Genomic DNA, 15501 nt, shown 5'->3' with positions numbered 1-15501 from the left:
AACTTTTTTAATTGTTATCGATATAAATAATAAAAACTTACTTAAAAGTAAGTTTTTATTTTTTTATCATAAAAATATCAATTAATTAACTATAACAGTCAATAATTTCATTGAAAATTTTTTCCGCTGTTTCTAAAACCTTAACATTTGCAAGATAACATGCTTGTTCATAATTTAATTCATTAAAATTTGTATTAATATCGTGAGAAACAGTCATTTTTTTATTGTCAAGTATTTTAACCATGCTTTTTTCAAAAGGAAGTTTTTCTTCAAGAATATGATATTTATACGATATAGCTTTAGAGAATTTTTGATAAGCCTGATCTAATTTTTCTTGATGCTCTATTAAAGTATGTATATTAAATTGATTAATTACTGGAGTATTTTGTTGGTTAATACGATGCATATTATCTTCTGAGGATAATTCAAATGGATCATTTGTATCATCTAATAACTCTAATGTTTCTAATGTTGTAGGATATGGTTTGATCATATAAATATCACCATCAGCATGTTGTCCCTTAATTAATAATTGAATTCCATCAAAATTTATAGATGTGATATTATCTTTTTGATCCATAGTATATGCTACCATACTATGATCTAACATTTTTGTTACAGTCCAAACATTGTTTTTAAAATATATAATATAATCAGTATCTTGTGGATTGCTAGTATCTTTCCATTGTACTAATGTTTGAGTAGATGAAGTATTTGTTGAGCTTTGTATTGTTTGTGGATCACTAATTTTAAAAATTTTTTTTTCTTGATTACCAAAAATATTATATCCTAATTTAGCATATTGATTCATATAGTTTGCAAAATCAACTGTTAATTGTCCTATTTTATTTCTAGCATTCGTTAGTTCTTCTTTTCGAAATTGTAAAAGAGACCCTAAAACAGCACTAGGAATCATATTTTCTATCTTGACCGGCATACTATGATCATTTTCAGCATATCCGATACTAACATATTTATCATCATATTTTGAGGTTAATGGCATCAAATTTTGTTTATGATTATTATCTATCAAAGATATATTATTGTTTAAATATATCGCATAATTATCATGATTTTTTATGACTTTAACTCCAACTAAAGTGTTGAGTTCATCAACTAAGTTATCTCTTTTATCAATTAAATTATTTATTGTATTATGCATTCGTGCAATAGGAAAATAGCGTATATGAACAGTCATGTCATGAATTGCATCAATTAACTCATTAGCTTTTTTTATATTATTTATCACAGATTGTTTTACATCTTGTTCTAAAAAACTTAACTTTTTATCAAAATCTTTAATTAAAGCAGTAATATCATGTAATTTTTTCTTTATATTTTGATTAATGGTTTTTGGATGATTTAAGAGCATGTCTTGTTTAATATCATAGTATAACTCATTCACGAGTTCATTAAATATATTAGATTTTTCACATAATAAATCTTCTAATTTAATTAATTGTTCAATTTTTTTTGTTTCATTGTGTATCTGTGCGTCTGTTATACGTTTTTCTTCTGTAATAAAGTCATTATACTCATCATAAATTTCTTGAATTTTTAATGAAATAACAGTAGGATGATAATCTTCTATAACATTATCTGTGAAAATCTGTGTATATGAATGGTTTTTATTAGGATTATTAATTTTATCAACAGTATGATCAATTATGACTTTCATGGCGTTGATACCAGCAATAGCTGTATTTAATACAGTACTCATTTTTTTCTTCCTTTTTAAGAATATATTTTTTTAAAACGCATTTTTTTGTTTTTGAATTTGTTTTAAAATCATATCAGTTAATCCTATTCCTTTTTTACTTATTTCTTCAGATATCTTTTGATTATATATATCAGTATATAAACGGCTTTGATTATTATCAAATAAATTATTTTTAAATAAAGTATTTCTCATACTTTTAAGGAGTATTTGTATAAATATACCTTCTACTTTTTTTGCTGCTTCAATATTATATTTTTTGGGATTATTACGGATTTGATATTTCAGTTCATCAATAAATTGTACATTATAATTTGATACATTAAATAGTGATAATTGATTATTCATTAAATAATTTCCAATTTAGCATGTAGGCAACCAGCACTTTGCATTAGCTGTAAAAGAGACATTAATTCGTCAGTTTTCGTCCCTATTGCATTAAGAGCATTAACTATATTATTTAAATTATCTTTATCAAGAGATACATTATCTATATAATTATTATGTTGTTTATATTTTTTTATCTTATGTCTTTTATGAAATGATTGAAATAAATTTGAATATCTTTTTTGATGTTTTATTTTATCAATTATTATAGACATATCTCCATTAGAAACTACACAAGATCTTAATTTAACTGATTGATTAATGACTATAGAACCAGTACGTGTGTTAACTACAATTTTTGCTTCTTGTGAAGGCAAAGTTACATCTATATCTTGAATACTTGAAAGCATATGGACTTGTACATCATTATTTGGAGAAGTATTTAATTGTACTGTTTTAGCATCAATAGGTGTTGCTGTATCTGGATATTTTATATTAATCATATCACTGATACGTTGTGCTATACCAAAATTTTCTTTATTCAGCTGTAAATTAATTGTTTTTTGTTTTCCAAAATCGGTATTAATTTCACGTTCAATGATTGCGCCATTATGAATTTTTCCAGAATTTACTTGATTAGAATGAATATATTGTACTTTATTTTTATGATTATATTTTTCTGAGACGAATACATTTCCTTGAGCAATAGCATAAATTTGATTATCAGTTCCTTTTAAAGGAGTCATTAAGAGTATGCCTCCTTTAAGACTTTTGGCATTTCCCATAGATGACACTACAACATCTATTTGTTCTCCTGTATGCCCAAATGGAGGAAGATTAGCTGTAACAATAACTGCTGCGACATTTTTTAAATGCATATTAGTATTTACAGGTATACTTACACCTAATTGTGATAACATATTACTTAACGATTGATTAGTAAATGGACTTTGTGTCGATTGATCACCAGTACCGTCTAAACCAACTATTAAGCCATAACCAATAAGTTGATTATCTCGAATTCCTTGAATACTAGTTAAATCACGTATTTTTTCAGCATGCAAAAATGATGAAAAACTTATAAGAACAAAAAAAATTAATTTCATCAATAAAAATAGTTTTTTATACATAAACAAACCTTTATGAATACACTTTTTAAAAAGTGTTATAATATATGTGAACATGTTTCCGATGAAAATTTTTATTTTTTTTAATTATTAATAGTTTTCATAAAGAACAAGAAATGTTCTTTATGAAATTGAATTAAATTTAGGACAATATTATTTTATCAAATTGATCATTGTAACTATAATATATTTATATGGGAGATATTTTTAATAATAATCTTTGAAACCATCCCATTTTTTGAATATGATTTATACGTCCACGACTAAAATACTCTATCCGTGCATCAGCAATTTTAGTAGATATAATGAAATTATTTTGAGTAATATGATTTGGATTAATTACCCCTGAAAAACGAATAAATTCTGTTCCTTCATTTATAGATACTTGTTTTTCTCCAATAATTTTTAAATTACCATTGGGTAAAACTGCTTGAACAGTTGTTGTAATTAAACCAGTAAAATGATTGTTAGCTGCATTACTACCTGTGCCCCGAAAATTATTTCTACCTATTGCATCTAATTTAGTTGCATCGCCTTTAAAATTTAGACCTAATACAGTATTCCATTGTCCAGGATTAATTGTAAGGCCTAAATTTGCATTTCCATTTCTACTAAGATCTGAAAATGAGCTATTACTGGCACTTATATTTTCTTGTAAAACAACAGTTACTGTATCTCCAATATTATGTGGACGATGATCTTCAAATAATGGTTGATATCCATAATTTATTGGTGTTGTTTCTTGGAACAAAGAACCATTGGTTATTTTAGGAAAAATATTAGGCGCAACAGCAGTTGTGATATCTCCGACTAATGGCTGATGTTGTTCAAAATTAGCACAGCTTTGCAATGTTAAGAAGACAACAACAGTTAAATAGTATTTAATTTTAGAAATCAATAACTTTATCACGAAAAAGTTACCTTTAATAATATATATTTAATATTATAATTTTTAAAAAATATACATTGTATTATATATTTTACAAGTCGAAAATTATAATTGCGATAATTTTTGCAACATTTGATCTGATGTACTAATAGATTTGCTATTTATTTCATATGCTCTTTGTGTTTGAATCATATTCACTAATTCTTCAGCTACATTCACATTAGAAGTTTCAACATATCCTTGGTATAACAATCCTGTTCCATTTAAACCAGGAGTAGTATCAATAGGTGCGCCTGATGCTAGTGTTTCTTGATATAAATTTTCTCCTAAACTTTCTAATCCAGCATGATTAATAAAATTAGTGATATTTAATTGACCAACTACAGTCGGTTGTGTTTGTCCTTGTTCAGTAACACTAACAATTCCATCTCTTGCTATATTAATACTTGTAGCATTAGGTGGAATAATTAACTCTGGAATAATAGAAAATCCACTGTTTGTTACTAATTGACCATTTTGATCTAATTGAAAAGAACCATCACGTGTATATGCTATATTACCATCTGGTAATTGTACTTGAAAAAATCCTGCTCCATTAATTGCAACATCTTTTGACGAATCTGTTTTTGATAAATTGCCTTGACTATGAATTCTTTCAGTCGATACTGGTCTTACTCCAGTCCCTATTTGTAAACCTGATGGCAATGTTGTATCCATTGATGAATTTGCGCCTGCTTCATGTATATTTTGATACATTAAATCTTCAAAAACTGCTCTAGATCGTTTAAATCCATTAGTACTTACATTAGCTAAATTATTAGAAATAACATTCATATTAATTTGTTGAGCATCAAGACCAGTTTTAGCAATCCATAAAGAAGACATCATAGTTTTTTATCCTATTATTTTTTTAATTGTTAATATTTATTAATTGATTTGCACATTCTGAATTTTGATCGCATGTGGATATCATTTTCATTTGCATTTCAAACTGTCTAGCATTTGAAATCATTTCAATCATATTTTTCACAATATTAACATTGCTTTCTTCTAACATACCATATTGTACATGTATATTGTTACTGTGCTTAATGTTATTATTTTTATTTATTTTACTATCATTTTTTAGATAAAATAATCCATTTTCTTTATGTATTAGATGATTTATAGGAAGATGTACTAGTTTTAATGCACCGATTGTATTTTCAATAATGTGATTATTATTGTTTTGTATTGCTTTAATTACTCCATTTGATAAAATTTTTAAAGTGGAATTACTTGGAACAAGTATGTGACAATTATTTCCTACTACTTCATTATTTTGAATAGTTAATTTTTTATTCGCATTAATGTTTAAATGACCGTTTTTTGTATATCCTTCTCTGCCATTGATATCTTTTACTACTAACCAACCGTCATCTTTAATATATAAATCTAAATTTCTGTTTGTATAATTTAATCTTCCTGAAGAAAGATTATAATATTCTCTGAATGTATTTTGATAATTATGATTTATATTTTTATCATGTACTGCAAAAATAAATTTTTCTTTAAAACCAGTAGTAGAAATATTAGCTAAATTATTAGAAATAATATTTTGTTTTTCTAATAATTGATTAGCTGCAGTCATAGATTCATATATTGAATTATCCATGATATTTAAAAACCTTATTAATAATATTAACGTAAATTAATTAACGTGTTTATCATTTTATCTTCTGCTTTGAAAGATTGAGCATTGGATTGATAATTACGTTGTGCAATAATCATATTGATCAATTCTTTATTTAAATCTACATTTGACATTTCTAAAAATCTACTAACTAAATTACCAAAACCATTCTGTCCTGCTATACCAATTATTTCTGTTCCAGATTCTGCAGTAGCAGACCATAAATTTCCATTTTCAGGTTGGAGTTTTTCAGGACTGATAAATTTTGATAATAATATTTGACCTATTATTTTACTTTTTTGATTAGCATACATTCCAAGAATTTCACCATTAGGTAAAAAATGAAATGTTTTTAATTTACTTTCAGAATATCCATTTTGAGCTAATTCTTCAAAAACATTATGAATGCCTGGTTTTTCTATAGTATCAGTTAAATCTAAATTAATATCATTATATTGTGAATTATTTGATTTAATATTAATATTAGCATCAGAAATTAATTTTCCATGTTCATTAAATCTTAATTCAAAAGTATTATTAATTCCATTTTGATTATCAGCATTATTTGATTTAAAATGTACTTCCCATTTATTTTTGTCTAGTTTATTAAAAGAAATATCAATTTTTTCTTCTTCACCATTTTTTTTGTATATACTAAGATAAGTAGTATTATTTTCTAAATCCATCAATTGATTATAAGAATTATTTGTGTTTGGGAGATTATTAGCTTGACTACTGTTTAAAAACATTTTTAATCGTATTTCAGTAGTTGGTTTAGCTTGTAATGTGTATGCATTTTTTAAATTGATAACTTCCATGTTAGATGTATTACAAGCATTTTTTAAAGATGATTGATTACAACCAGTTAGATACATACCTTGCATATTAACAATATTTTTGTTGCTATCAAGTATAAATTGACCATTTCTTGTATAATATATATGACCTTCAGTATCTAAAACACGAAAAAATCCTTCGTTTGCAATTCCGAAATCTAAATCTCTATCAGTTTGTTTTAAAGTACCATTATTAAAATTTGGTATAACTGTTAAAATACCAGCACCATTTCCAATAGCATTTTTTGAATGTAATGACGTAGAAAAGATATCAAAAAAAACAGGTTGGCTAGATTTATATCCTATAGTAGATGCATTAGCAATGTTATTAGATACATGATTGATATAATCATTACTAATTCTTAATCCATTTTCTGATCCTGACATAATTTTTTTTGCCCTTTTGATAATGTTAAAAAAGATTATTGTTATGTAAGAATTTCGCGAATATCAAATAGTTTTATATTTCCTGCTGGACCTAAATCGATGATAGAATCATTAGTAGATGATGTTATAATGCTATTTACTAAAGATTCTGATAAGGTTTCTACAGGAACATTTTGATTATTATTTTTAGCTGTTGCGGTAATATAATATTTCCCAGTTTGCATGATGTTATTATTTAAATCTTTTCCGTCCCATAAGAAATTATATATTCCAGGTTCTTGGTCTTTTATTATTTTTTCATATAAAATTTTATTATTTTTATCTAAAATATTTATTTTTATCGAAGTAGCATGACTAATTAATTCAATGCCAAATTTTGTTGGAATGTTTTCAGTATGTATGATTTGATGACTAGGTGTCATTACGTGATGTCCAATTAACGAATTTAATTGAATATTTGTCATACTATTAATTTGATTTGATACTTTGTTTGCAGCATTATTTAATTTTTCGATACCATTAGCTGTGTTAATTTGAGCTAATTGCGATGTTAATTCAGTATTTTTAATAGGATTAGTAGGATCTTGATTTTGAATTTGTGTAATTAATAGCGTTAAAAAATTTTTTTGTAAATTTAATGGATTAGATGGATCTGTTGAGTTTTTTGGAAAATCATGGTTAGGTTGTATAAAATGATTATTTATAGGTTGATTAATATGAATAGTACTCATGTTTATCCTGTTATTCGCTAAGTGTTAATGTTTTTATAATCATGTTTTTTACTGTTTTTAATACTTCTACATTAGCTTGATAACTTCTTGATGCTGAGATATTATTTATAATTTCTGAAATAGGATTGACATTTGATTTTAAAACATAACCTTTATTATTTGCCATAGGATTATGAGGATCATATATTAGTTTCATAGGACTTGGATCATCGACTATTTGAGATATTTTTACTCCTCCTATATCTGAATTTTGAAAATTTTCTAATGAAAAAATTACTTGCTTTGCGATATAAGGATAAAATTTTCCATTTTTATAAACTGCACTGTCTATATTGGCTAAATTACTAGCAATAACGCTTATTTTTTCTGCTTGCGCCGTCATGCCTGATCCAGCAATATTAAATATATTTAAAAGAGACATAATTTAAATTATCCTTTTATTACACTGATTATGTTTTTAATTTCATTTTTTAAAAAAATTAAACTAGCTTGATATTTTAAACTGTTATTAAGAAATTCAATTCGTTCTCGATCTATATTTACTGTATTACCATCTTTTTTTATTTGATTAGTCAATACAGGTATAGTATTTACAAAAGAATTATTTTTATATTTAGTATGAAAATGATAGGGAGAAGTTGTTTTTAAATGAACACATATATTGCTTTTGTATTTGTTTAACATTTTATTTAATTCATTTTTAAAATTAATGTCTATTGCTTTATACCCAGGTGTATCAACATTAGCAATATTAGAAGATAAAATTTCTTGTCTTTTAGCATATAAGTTTAACGCTTGTTGACTAAAATCAAATAGGTGATTGATTTTATCAAACATATTTTTTATCCTTATAAAATGATATTGATATTTATTTTAAAAAATTTTCAAGCAATATTTTATTCTGTTTTTTTTAGAATATCTATTTTTTTTATAAAAAATTTTCATTTGATTGAATATTTTACATTTCTTAAAAGAAAAAACATTTTTTATCATAACTATTATATAGTTTCTATATAAGAGAATGATTTAAAAAATATAAATATAAATTAAAATAAAATGCAATACAAATAATATATTGTAAAACTAAAGATTAAGGAAAAAATAATTCATGAAGATAATAATTTACTTGATTTTATTGTTTGTGCTCTGTTCAGTCAAATCTTTTTCTGCTTCGATTAATAAAACAGATTCTTTTATTTTAACTAAACAAATAAAAAATTTTTTAAAACAAGAAAAATTTTTTAATAAAGATGATATTTATGTGATCATACATACTCCATTAAATAAAAAGATCAAATATTGTCCAAAACCTGTTTTTTCTCTTTTAAAGAATACGCACACTTTCGGACTTGTTGATCTTTTATTAACATGCGATAAATTAACATATTATTTAACAGTAGAAATTCAATCTAAAGGAGAATATGTTGTTGCAAGTAAATATATACCGCACGGTATGATCATAAAAGAATCAGATGTAAAAATTTTAATAGGACGTGTAGATAAATTACCTAATCATACTTATCGAAAGAAAAAAGATGTAATAGGTAGAGTGAATATACGTGATTTTTTTCCATTTCAAACTATCACTTCATTTATGACTCGTCCATTTTGGTTAGTACATATTAATCAAGAAGTAGATATTATTATTCAAGGTAGTAATTTTACTATTTCTACCAAAGGAAAAGCATTAAATAATGGAGCTAAAAACGACAAAATACGTGTAAAAACGAGTACTGGTAAAATTATTAATGGTTTTGTAAATCAAAAAGGTGAAGTAATTATTTCTATTTAAAAAATATTCTTTTTTTATTGATGTAATTATATCTTTATGCAAAGATAATATATTAAATATTTTATGTAAATAATGTTGTAAAAATAACTATGAAAGAATTAATAAATATTTTAAAAAAAATAGAAAAAGTACTATTTTTAATAGAAACTTTACTAAAAAAAGAACATCTTTTCTTATTAAAAATCAATAATAATGTACATATATTAGACTCTATTATTAAAAGAAAAGAGAAGTTATTTAAAAAATTTTTGATTTTAAATCAAGAAAAAATTCTTTTTGAAAAAAATAATTCTGTATTTATGACTTTAAATATAAATTTAAAAAAACTAAATGATTATAATAAAAATATCCATGAAAAATGTATTTTATTAAGAGATCTAAATCGTAAAAATAAAATTATTATGAATCAAAATTTTTACTTGAATCAACATTTTTTAGAATTATGTATAGCACATAAAATAGCTATATCTGATAATTATCATAATGATTTAAAAATTTAATTTAAAAAGTTCAATTTCAAACTAATTTTAGAAAAAAATATCATAATTATTTCTGAATAAAATTATTTTTTCTAAAAAATTTATCTTTAAATAAAATTAATATTGTTATTTTAAAAAAATGACTTGTTTAAATAATTAATTATTTAACTAAAATACATATTTTAAAAATTTATTTTAGAGTAATCTCAAATGAAAATTATTTTAAATTTTTATTTTATTGAAATATTGAGATGAGAAAAAATTAAAATATTTTTTAGACTATATAGGTTATTTTAGAATGAATCTTTTAAAATCTTTTATATCTGTTAGCTTTATGACTTTAATATCTCGTATCTTAGGTTTTATTCGTGATATTTTAATTGCTAGTATATTTGGAGTATCTGTTTATACCGATGCTTTTTTTATATCTTTTAAAATTCCTAATTTATTACGTCGTATTTCTGAAAGTGCTCTTGCTCAATGTTTTACACCTGTATTTATAGAGTATAAAATTACAAAAAGCAAAATATATATGCAAAATTTTATTGCTTCTATTTCTGGTTGTATAATTTTTGTGCTACTTTTAATAATTATTTTTGGAAGTTTTTTTGCTCAATATATAATTAACATAACTGCTCCAGGTTTTTCAAAACAATCTGATCAATTAATTTTATCTTCAAATTTATTAATCATCATGTTTCCTTATGTTTTATTAATTTCTTTGTCTTCATTATATACATCTATTTTAAATAGTTGGAGTTATTTTTGTATTCCAGCTTTATCTCCAATATTTTTAAATATTAGTTTGATTATTTTTTCTATATTTTTTAGTTCTTTTTTTGATCCGTCAATTATTGCTTTATCATGGGCAGTAATTGTAGGTGGTTTTATTCAATTATTCTATCAATTACCATTTTTATATAAAATAAATATGTTAGTTATCCCAAAAATTAATTTTTATCATGTCGGTCTTATAAGAGTTGCAAAAAAGATGGGGCTTGCTATTTTAGGGATATCTGCTAATCAAATATCTTTAGTAATTAATACTATTTTTGCTTCTTTATTAAGTTCAGGATCAATATCTTGGATATATTATGCTGATCGATTAATAGAATTTCCTGTAGGTATTTTAGGTGTATCATTAAGTACTATTTTATTTACACCTCTTACTAAATATTTTAAAAAAAGATTCAATTTAAAATATGAAAGATTATTAAATTGGGGTATTCGAATTGGTCTACTTTTATCTATGCCTAGTGCTTTAATGTTATTTTTTTTAGCTAAACCAATAATTATAGTGCTTTTTCAATATGGAAAATTTACAGAATTTGATGTTCTCATGACAGTACAGGTACTAAAATTATATTCTTTTGGTTTAATTGCTTTTATTTTAGTAAAAATTTTAACTTTAGCTTTTTATGCACAAGAAGAAATGAATATTCCAATAAAACTTTCATTATTAACACTGATATTAGTTCAATTAATTAATCCGATTTCAATTTTTTATTTTAAACATGCCGGCCTTGCTTTATCTTTGAGTATATCAAGTTGGATCAATTTTTTATTGCTTTATTGGAAATTGCAAAAAAAAAATATTATAAATTTTAAATTTGATGAATTTATTTTTTTAATTCATGTCATTATTGCAACATTAATCATGTCTTTAATATTAATATCTTTATTAAAAATTATGCCGTTTTGGAGCATCGGATCTTTCTTATATAAAATTATACGTTTATGTTTTATAATGATAATGTCTAGTTTTGGATATTTATTGACATTGCATGTTTTAGGAGTTCGTTGGTTAAATTTTTATTATCAAACTGTTTAAATATAGTATTATTATATTAATAATGTATTAATTATAAGTCATGATTAATATATTATTAATATAATATTTATTATATAATAAACATATTTATATTATATTATTTATAATTTCGCTCAAAAATGGAGTCTTATAATGAAAAAAAAAGCTTATGCTATTATATTTTTTTTATTAGCAAGCTTAGTTACCTCTGTTTATGCTGAAGAAAATAATCAAAATAGATGGTACATGGGCACTAAAATGGGATGGTCTAATGTCAATCCTTTTACAGGAAATATAAATATTTTTAAAATTAAAAAAGAAAATATTTTAGACGATATTTTATCCAATAAATTGAGTGCACCAATTCTAGGTTTATTTTTAGGATATCAATTTAATCCGTATTTCAGTTTAGAAGTAGAAAATAATACTAATGGTTTTTTTCCTCATCTCATATTTCAAAAAAATAAAAGTATTATGCAACATAATACTATGAAAATAGCAACAAAATTATCATATCCAATTATAGACGAGTTGAATTTATATACTAAATTAGGTGGAGAAATTGTTTGGAATGATCTTATATCTAAAAATGTTTTTACTAATATCTTTTCCAAAGATTCTGCATTATCGTCTAGTTTATCGTTAGGTGCTGAATATGTTTTTAATGATTCTTTAATTACTCGATTAGATTATAATTGGAAAAATAGTTTTAAAAATATTATAAATCATTCTATTAAACCAGATTTAGGGGATGCTGTTTTTTCGATTGGATGGAAGTTTGGAAAATCTAATACAAATGATATTTTTTCATCTTATGATCCTGAATTTTTAAATACACAATATAGCGTATTAAATGAAAATATTACATTTCCATTTGACAGTACAGAATTAAAACCTAATGCTTATGATAAACTTAATAAATTAAGTGAAGATATTAGAAAAATGAAATTAAAAGATATTTCTATTATTCTTTTAGGTCATACAGATAAAATAGGAAATAAAAAATATAATCAAAAATTATCTGAAGATCGTGCTTATAGTATTAAGAATTATTTGACATCTAAAGGGTTTTCTAGAGATATAATTATCGTTCGGGGTGTTGGAGAACTATATTCATTAACTGATCAAGTATGTAATGATATAGATGATAAATCTTTATTAATTAGTTGTTTAGCTCCTGATCGTCGTGTAGAAATTGAAGTATTATCTAATATTGAATAAAAATTTTTTGATATATAATTTATTTTTTTTTTGAAAAAACAAATATTTTATTTTTTATAAAAATTAAAATAATTATATATTTTTTTTAATTTACGGAGAGAGAGAGATTCGAACTCTCGGACGATTTCTCGTCGGCGGTTTTCAAGACCGCTGCCTTAAACCACTCGGCCATCTCTCCGATTAATTTTAATATAGTAAATCATTATACTATTTATTGTAAAGATATTTTTTATTTGTAATCAATTTTAATAAAAATAAATTTTCTATTGTAATTTTTATTTTTTTTTTTTATAATAAGAGCATGGGCGTGTTGACAGATTGGATATGTAGCGGATTGCAAATCCGTATAACCCGGTTCGATTCCGGGATACGCCTCTAAAAAATTTTCTGCCCGGATGGTGAAATTGGTAGACACAAGGGACTTAAAATCCCTCGGCTTTAATAGCTTTGCGGGTTCAAGTCCCGCTCCGGGTAATAAAAAACATAATAATTTAATTTACAAAAGCTTGATATACTGTAAAAGTATTTGTTTGTTTTAAAATAATATATTTTTTAAAATATTTTTTTAAAATAAAATGATAGTTAAAACATCTATTTATTACAAACCTTAATTCTCCTGATTTTTTTAAATATATTCTTGAGTGAAATATCATGTTTTTTATTAATTTAAAAGTAATTTTCAAATCATCATGAAAAGGTGGATTGGATATAATTAAATCAAATTTTTTTAAAATATTTGAGTATAAATCACTGCGTATTATCTCTCCTGTAAAATTATTCGCATGTAGTGTTAATCGACTGCAATGTAATGCAGTAATATTATCATCAACTAATGATACAATAGCATTAGGCGAACAATACAATATAGATACTGCTAAAAATCCTGTTCCACAACCAATATCTAAAACTTCTCTATAATGAGAATTAGATATAAAAGTAGAGGCAAGTAATTTACTACCTTCATCTATTTTTTTATGTCCAAATACACCTGGTAATGATTTTATAAATAAATTTTTCCATACATGTATTTTATAAAAATCTTCTAAAATAAATGTTGTTCTTTTTTTTAAAATGCCTGAATATAAGATACAATGCTTCGCATTATCTATTTTATTTAATATAATCCATTTTTTTAATATTAAAAAAGCACTTTTTACACCACTAGAATTATGACCTACAATAAATATTTCAGTATCTATTTTTACATGAGACATAAGATTCATGCATTGAAATTTTGCTTCAGATTTATCTTTAGGCCAGTAATAAATAACTGTATTACAGTCTTTAATTATTTCTTTTGACAGTAAAAACGAATTTTTAATCTCTATGTTTTTTATTTTTTTTTTTTTTTTTAAGATAATGTAATCGCTATATTTTTTAAGGTTTATTATAGTACTAATTGTTTTTAAATATAATGGGTAATCATCTTGAATGCTTCCAAAAAAAAACACTTTTTTTGTTTTAAAAATATTTTTATTGCGTAATATTAGTTGACTATTTTGAGATAATAACAAGGGAATAATTTTCCTTTTTTAATAATTAAATAGATTATATATGATTTTTATAAATGCATTTTGTTTAGTTATTCTTATACATTAAATGTTATTTATAATATATATTATTTTTTTTTGATACAAAATAGAAATTGTTATCGTATATAATTTATATTATAATTTAATCGCATATAATTTTATATATTTCAATAAGAAATTAAGAATTAAATTTATGTTTTATGTAGATTTTATATGCTATAGATATAAGTAAATATTATCGAGCAATAATAATGGAAAAAAAATCTATTGAAATTAAAGGCAGTAATTTTACATTATTAGTACTATATTTAAATAATGAAAATGTAGATTTAATTAATAAATCATTATATAAAAAAATTCAAGAATGTCCAAAATTTTTTAAAAATGCACCTGTCATTGTAAATGTTTCAAGTTTATGCCATGTAGCAAATTGGGATAAAATAAAAGAAATTATTATTTCTCATGGTTTTTTAATTGTAGGAGTTACTGGTTGTAAAAATAACAACATATTAAAAAAAAATATTATTAATTCAGGATTACCTATTTTATCAGAAAAAAAAACAATTAATTCAGATTTAATTTCTGATTATTTTATTAATGCTCAAAAAAATATACAAAAAGAAAGTATTAATAAAATAGAAAAAACACACATAATAGATGTTCCGGTACGTTCTGGTCAAAAAATTTATGCAAAACATGCTGATTTAATAGTAATTAATAATGTGAGCGCAGGAGCAGAATTAGTAGCAGATGGTAACGTTCATATTTATGGCACAATTCGTGGAAGAGTACTTGCAGGAGCTAATGGAGATAGAACAAGAAAAATATTTTGTACAGAATTATTTGCTGAATTAGTTTCTATATCTGGTGAATATTGGTTATTAGATCAAATACCAATAGAATTTATTGGGAAATCAGCTCAAATTTACTTAAAAAATAAATTTTTAACTATAAATTTTCTCAGTTAAGTATATTTTTTTA

General features: G+C 23.6%; 16 protein-coding genes and 3 tRNA genes. 7 read left to right on the top strand and 12 right to left on the bottom strand.

What is annotated here, in order from left to right:
• Nucleotides 1–85: 85 nt before the first annotated feature.
• The 10 genes from BUAMB_RS01625 to flgB all read right to left on the bottom strand — a co-directional run bounded on the left by BUAMB_RS01625 (nucleotide 86) and on the right by flgB (nucleotide 8523).
• A complete protein-coding gene (locus tag BUAMB_RS01625) occupies nucleotides 86–1720 on the bottom strand; it encodes a FlgK family flagellar hook-associated protein (RefSeq protein WP_014500041.1) in 1635 nt (544 codons plus the stop codon).
• 30 nt (nucleotides 1721–1750) lie between these two features.
• Nucleotides 1751–2065, bottom strand: a complete 315-nt coding sequence (locus BUAMB_RS01620) for a rod-binding protein (RefSeq protein WP_014500040.1) — start codon at nucleotides 2063–2065, stop codon at nucleotides 1751–1753.
• The gene (locus BUAMB_RS01615) at nucleotides 2065–3174 is read right to left on the bottom strand and encodes a flagellar basal body P-ring protein FlgI (RefSeq protein ID WP_430393305.1); all 1110 of its coding nucleotides are present in this window, start codon (nucleotides 3172–3174) and stop codon (nucleotides 2065–2067) included. The genes BUAMB_RS01620 and BUAMB_RS01615 overlap by 1 nt, the downstream gene beginning before the upstream one ends.
• A gap of 187 nt (nucleotides 3175–3361) precedes the next feature.
• Entirely contained in the window at nucleotides 3362–4081 is a 720-nt protein-coding gene (locus BUAMB_RS01610; protein WP_014500038.1) for a flagellar basal body L-ring protein FlgH, read from the bottom strand.
• A gap of 84 nt (nucleotides 4082–4165) precedes the next feature.
• Nucleotides 4166–4948: a flagellar basal-body rod protein FlgG gene (flgG, locus tag BUAMB_RS01605; protein WP_014500037.1), complete on the bottom strand. Its 783-nt coding sequence runs from the start codon at nucleotides 4946–4948 to the stop codon at nucleotides 4166–4168.
• Between the two features lie 22 nt (nucleotides 4949–4970).
• On the bottom strand, nucleotides 4971–5714 hold the full coding sequence (flgF, locus tag BUAMB_RS01600; RefSeq protein WP_014500036.1) for a flagellar basal-body rod protein FlgF: 744 nt from the start codon (nucleotides 5712–5714) through the stop codon (nucleotides 4971–4973).
• A gap of 26 nt (nucleotides 5715–5740) precedes the next feature.
• Nucleotides 5741–6955 carry a flagellar hook protein FlgE gene (locus BUAMB_RS01595; protein ID WP_014500035.1) on the bottom strand — a complete coding sequence of 405 codons (1215 nt, stop codon included), beginning with the start codon at nucleotides 6953–6955 and terminating at the stop codon, nucleotides 5741–5743.
• Between the two features lie 41 nt (nucleotides 6956–6996).
• Entirely contained in the window at nucleotides 6997–7686 is a 690-nt protein-coding gene (locus BUAMB_RS01590; RefSeq protein WP_014500034.1) for a flagellar hook assembly protein FlgD, read from the bottom strand.
• Nucleotides 7687–7696: 10 nt separating this feature from the next.
• Nucleotides 7697–8107, bottom strand: a complete 411-nt coding sequence (flgC, locus tag BUAMB_RS01585; protein WP_014500033.1) for a flagellar basal body rod protein FlgC — start codon at nucleotides 8105–8107, stop codon at nucleotides 7697–7699.
• Between the two features lie 8 nt (nucleotides 8108–8115).
• Nucleotides 8116–8523 carry a flagellar basal body rod protein FlgB gene (flgB, locus tag BUAMB_RS01580; protein WP_014500032.1) on the bottom strand — a complete coding sequence of 136 codons (408 nt, stop codon included), beginning with the start codon at nucleotides 8521–8523 and terminating at the stop codon, nucleotides 8116–8118.
• Between the two features lie 271 nt (nucleotides 8524–8794).
• Between flgB and flgA the strand changes: the two genes are divergently transcribed.
• The 4 genes from flgA to BUAMB_RS01555 all read left to right on the top strand — a co-directional run bounded on the left by flgA (nucleotide 8795) and on the right by BUAMB_RS01555 (nucleotide 12988).
• Nucleotides 8795–9478, top strand: coding sequence for a flagellar basal body P-ring formation chaperone FlgA (gene flgA / locus BUAMB_RS01570; RefSeq protein ID WP_014500031.1), 684 nt, complete (start codon nucleotides 8795–8797; stop codon nucleotides 9476–9478).
• An 89-nt stretch (nucleotides 9479–9567) separates the two neighbouring features.
• Nucleotides 9568–9978 carry a flagella synthesis protein FlgN gene (locus BUAMB_RS01565; RefSeq protein ID WP_014500030.1) on the top strand — a complete coding sequence of 137 codons (411 nt, stop codon included), beginning with the start codon at nucleotides 9568–9570 and terminating at the stop codon, nucleotides 9976–9978.
• Between the two features lie 277 nt (nucleotides 9979–10255).
• Entirely contained in the window at nucleotides 10256–11788 is a 1533-nt protein-coding gene (gene murJ / locus BUAMB_RS01560) for a murein biosynthesis integral membrane protein MurJ (RefSeq protein WP_014500029.1), read from the top strand.
• A gap of 132 nt (nucleotides 11789–11920) precedes the next feature.
• A complete protein-coding gene (locus BUAMB_RS01555) occupies nucleotides 11921–12988 on the top strand; it encodes an OmpA family protein (RefSeq protein WP_014500028.1) in 1068 nt (355 codons plus the stop codon).
• A 93-nt stretch (nucleotides 12989–13081) separates the two neighbouring features.
• On the opposite strand, the gene BUAMB_RS01550 is transcribed toward BUAMB_RS01555, so the two are convergent.
• Nucleotides 13082–13166: transfer RNA gene (locus BUAMB_RS01550), tRNA-Ser, on the bottom strand.
• 126 nt (nucleotides 13167–13292) lie between these two features.
• Here BUAMB_RS01550 and BUAMB_RS03065 point away from each other — a divergent pair.
• Nucleotides 13293–13363, top strand: a tRNA-Cys gene (locus BUAMB_RS03065).
• 14 nt (nucleotides 13364–13377) lie between these two features.
• Nucleotides 13378–13462, top strand: a tRNA-Leu gene (locus tag BUAMB_RS01545).
• A gap of 17 nt (nucleotides 13463–13479) precedes the next feature.
• Here BUAMB_RS01545 and rsmC read toward each other — a convergent pair.
• Nucleotides 13480–14502, bottom strand: coding sequence for a 16S rRNA (guanine(1207)-N(2))-methyltransferase RsmC (gene rsmC / locus BUAMB_RS01540; RefSeq protein ID WP_014500027.1), 1023 nt, complete (start codon nucleotides 14500–14502; stop codon nucleotides 13480–13482).
• Between the two features lie 269 nt (nucleotides 14503–14771).
• Here rsmC and minC point away from each other — a divergent pair, with 269 nt between their 5' ends.
• Complete coding sequence (gene minC / locus BUAMB_RS01535; RefSeq protein WP_014500026.1) at nucleotides 14772–15488, top strand: septum site-determining protein MinC; 717 nt, start codon at nucleotides 14772–14774, stop codon at nucleotides 15486–15488.
• The last annotated feature ends 13 nt before the right edge of the window (nucleotides 15489–15501 follow it).

It is taken from the genome of Buchnera aphidicola str. Ua (Uroleucon ambrosiae), from assembly GCF_000225465.1.
GTDB lineage: Bacteria > Pseudomonadota > Gammaproteobacteria > Enterobacterales > Enterobacteriaceae > Buchnera > Buchnera aphidicola_B.
The sequence above is the reverse complement of the archived record's forward strand: the minus strand, read 5'-3'. Positions and strand labels throughout refer to the sequence as shown.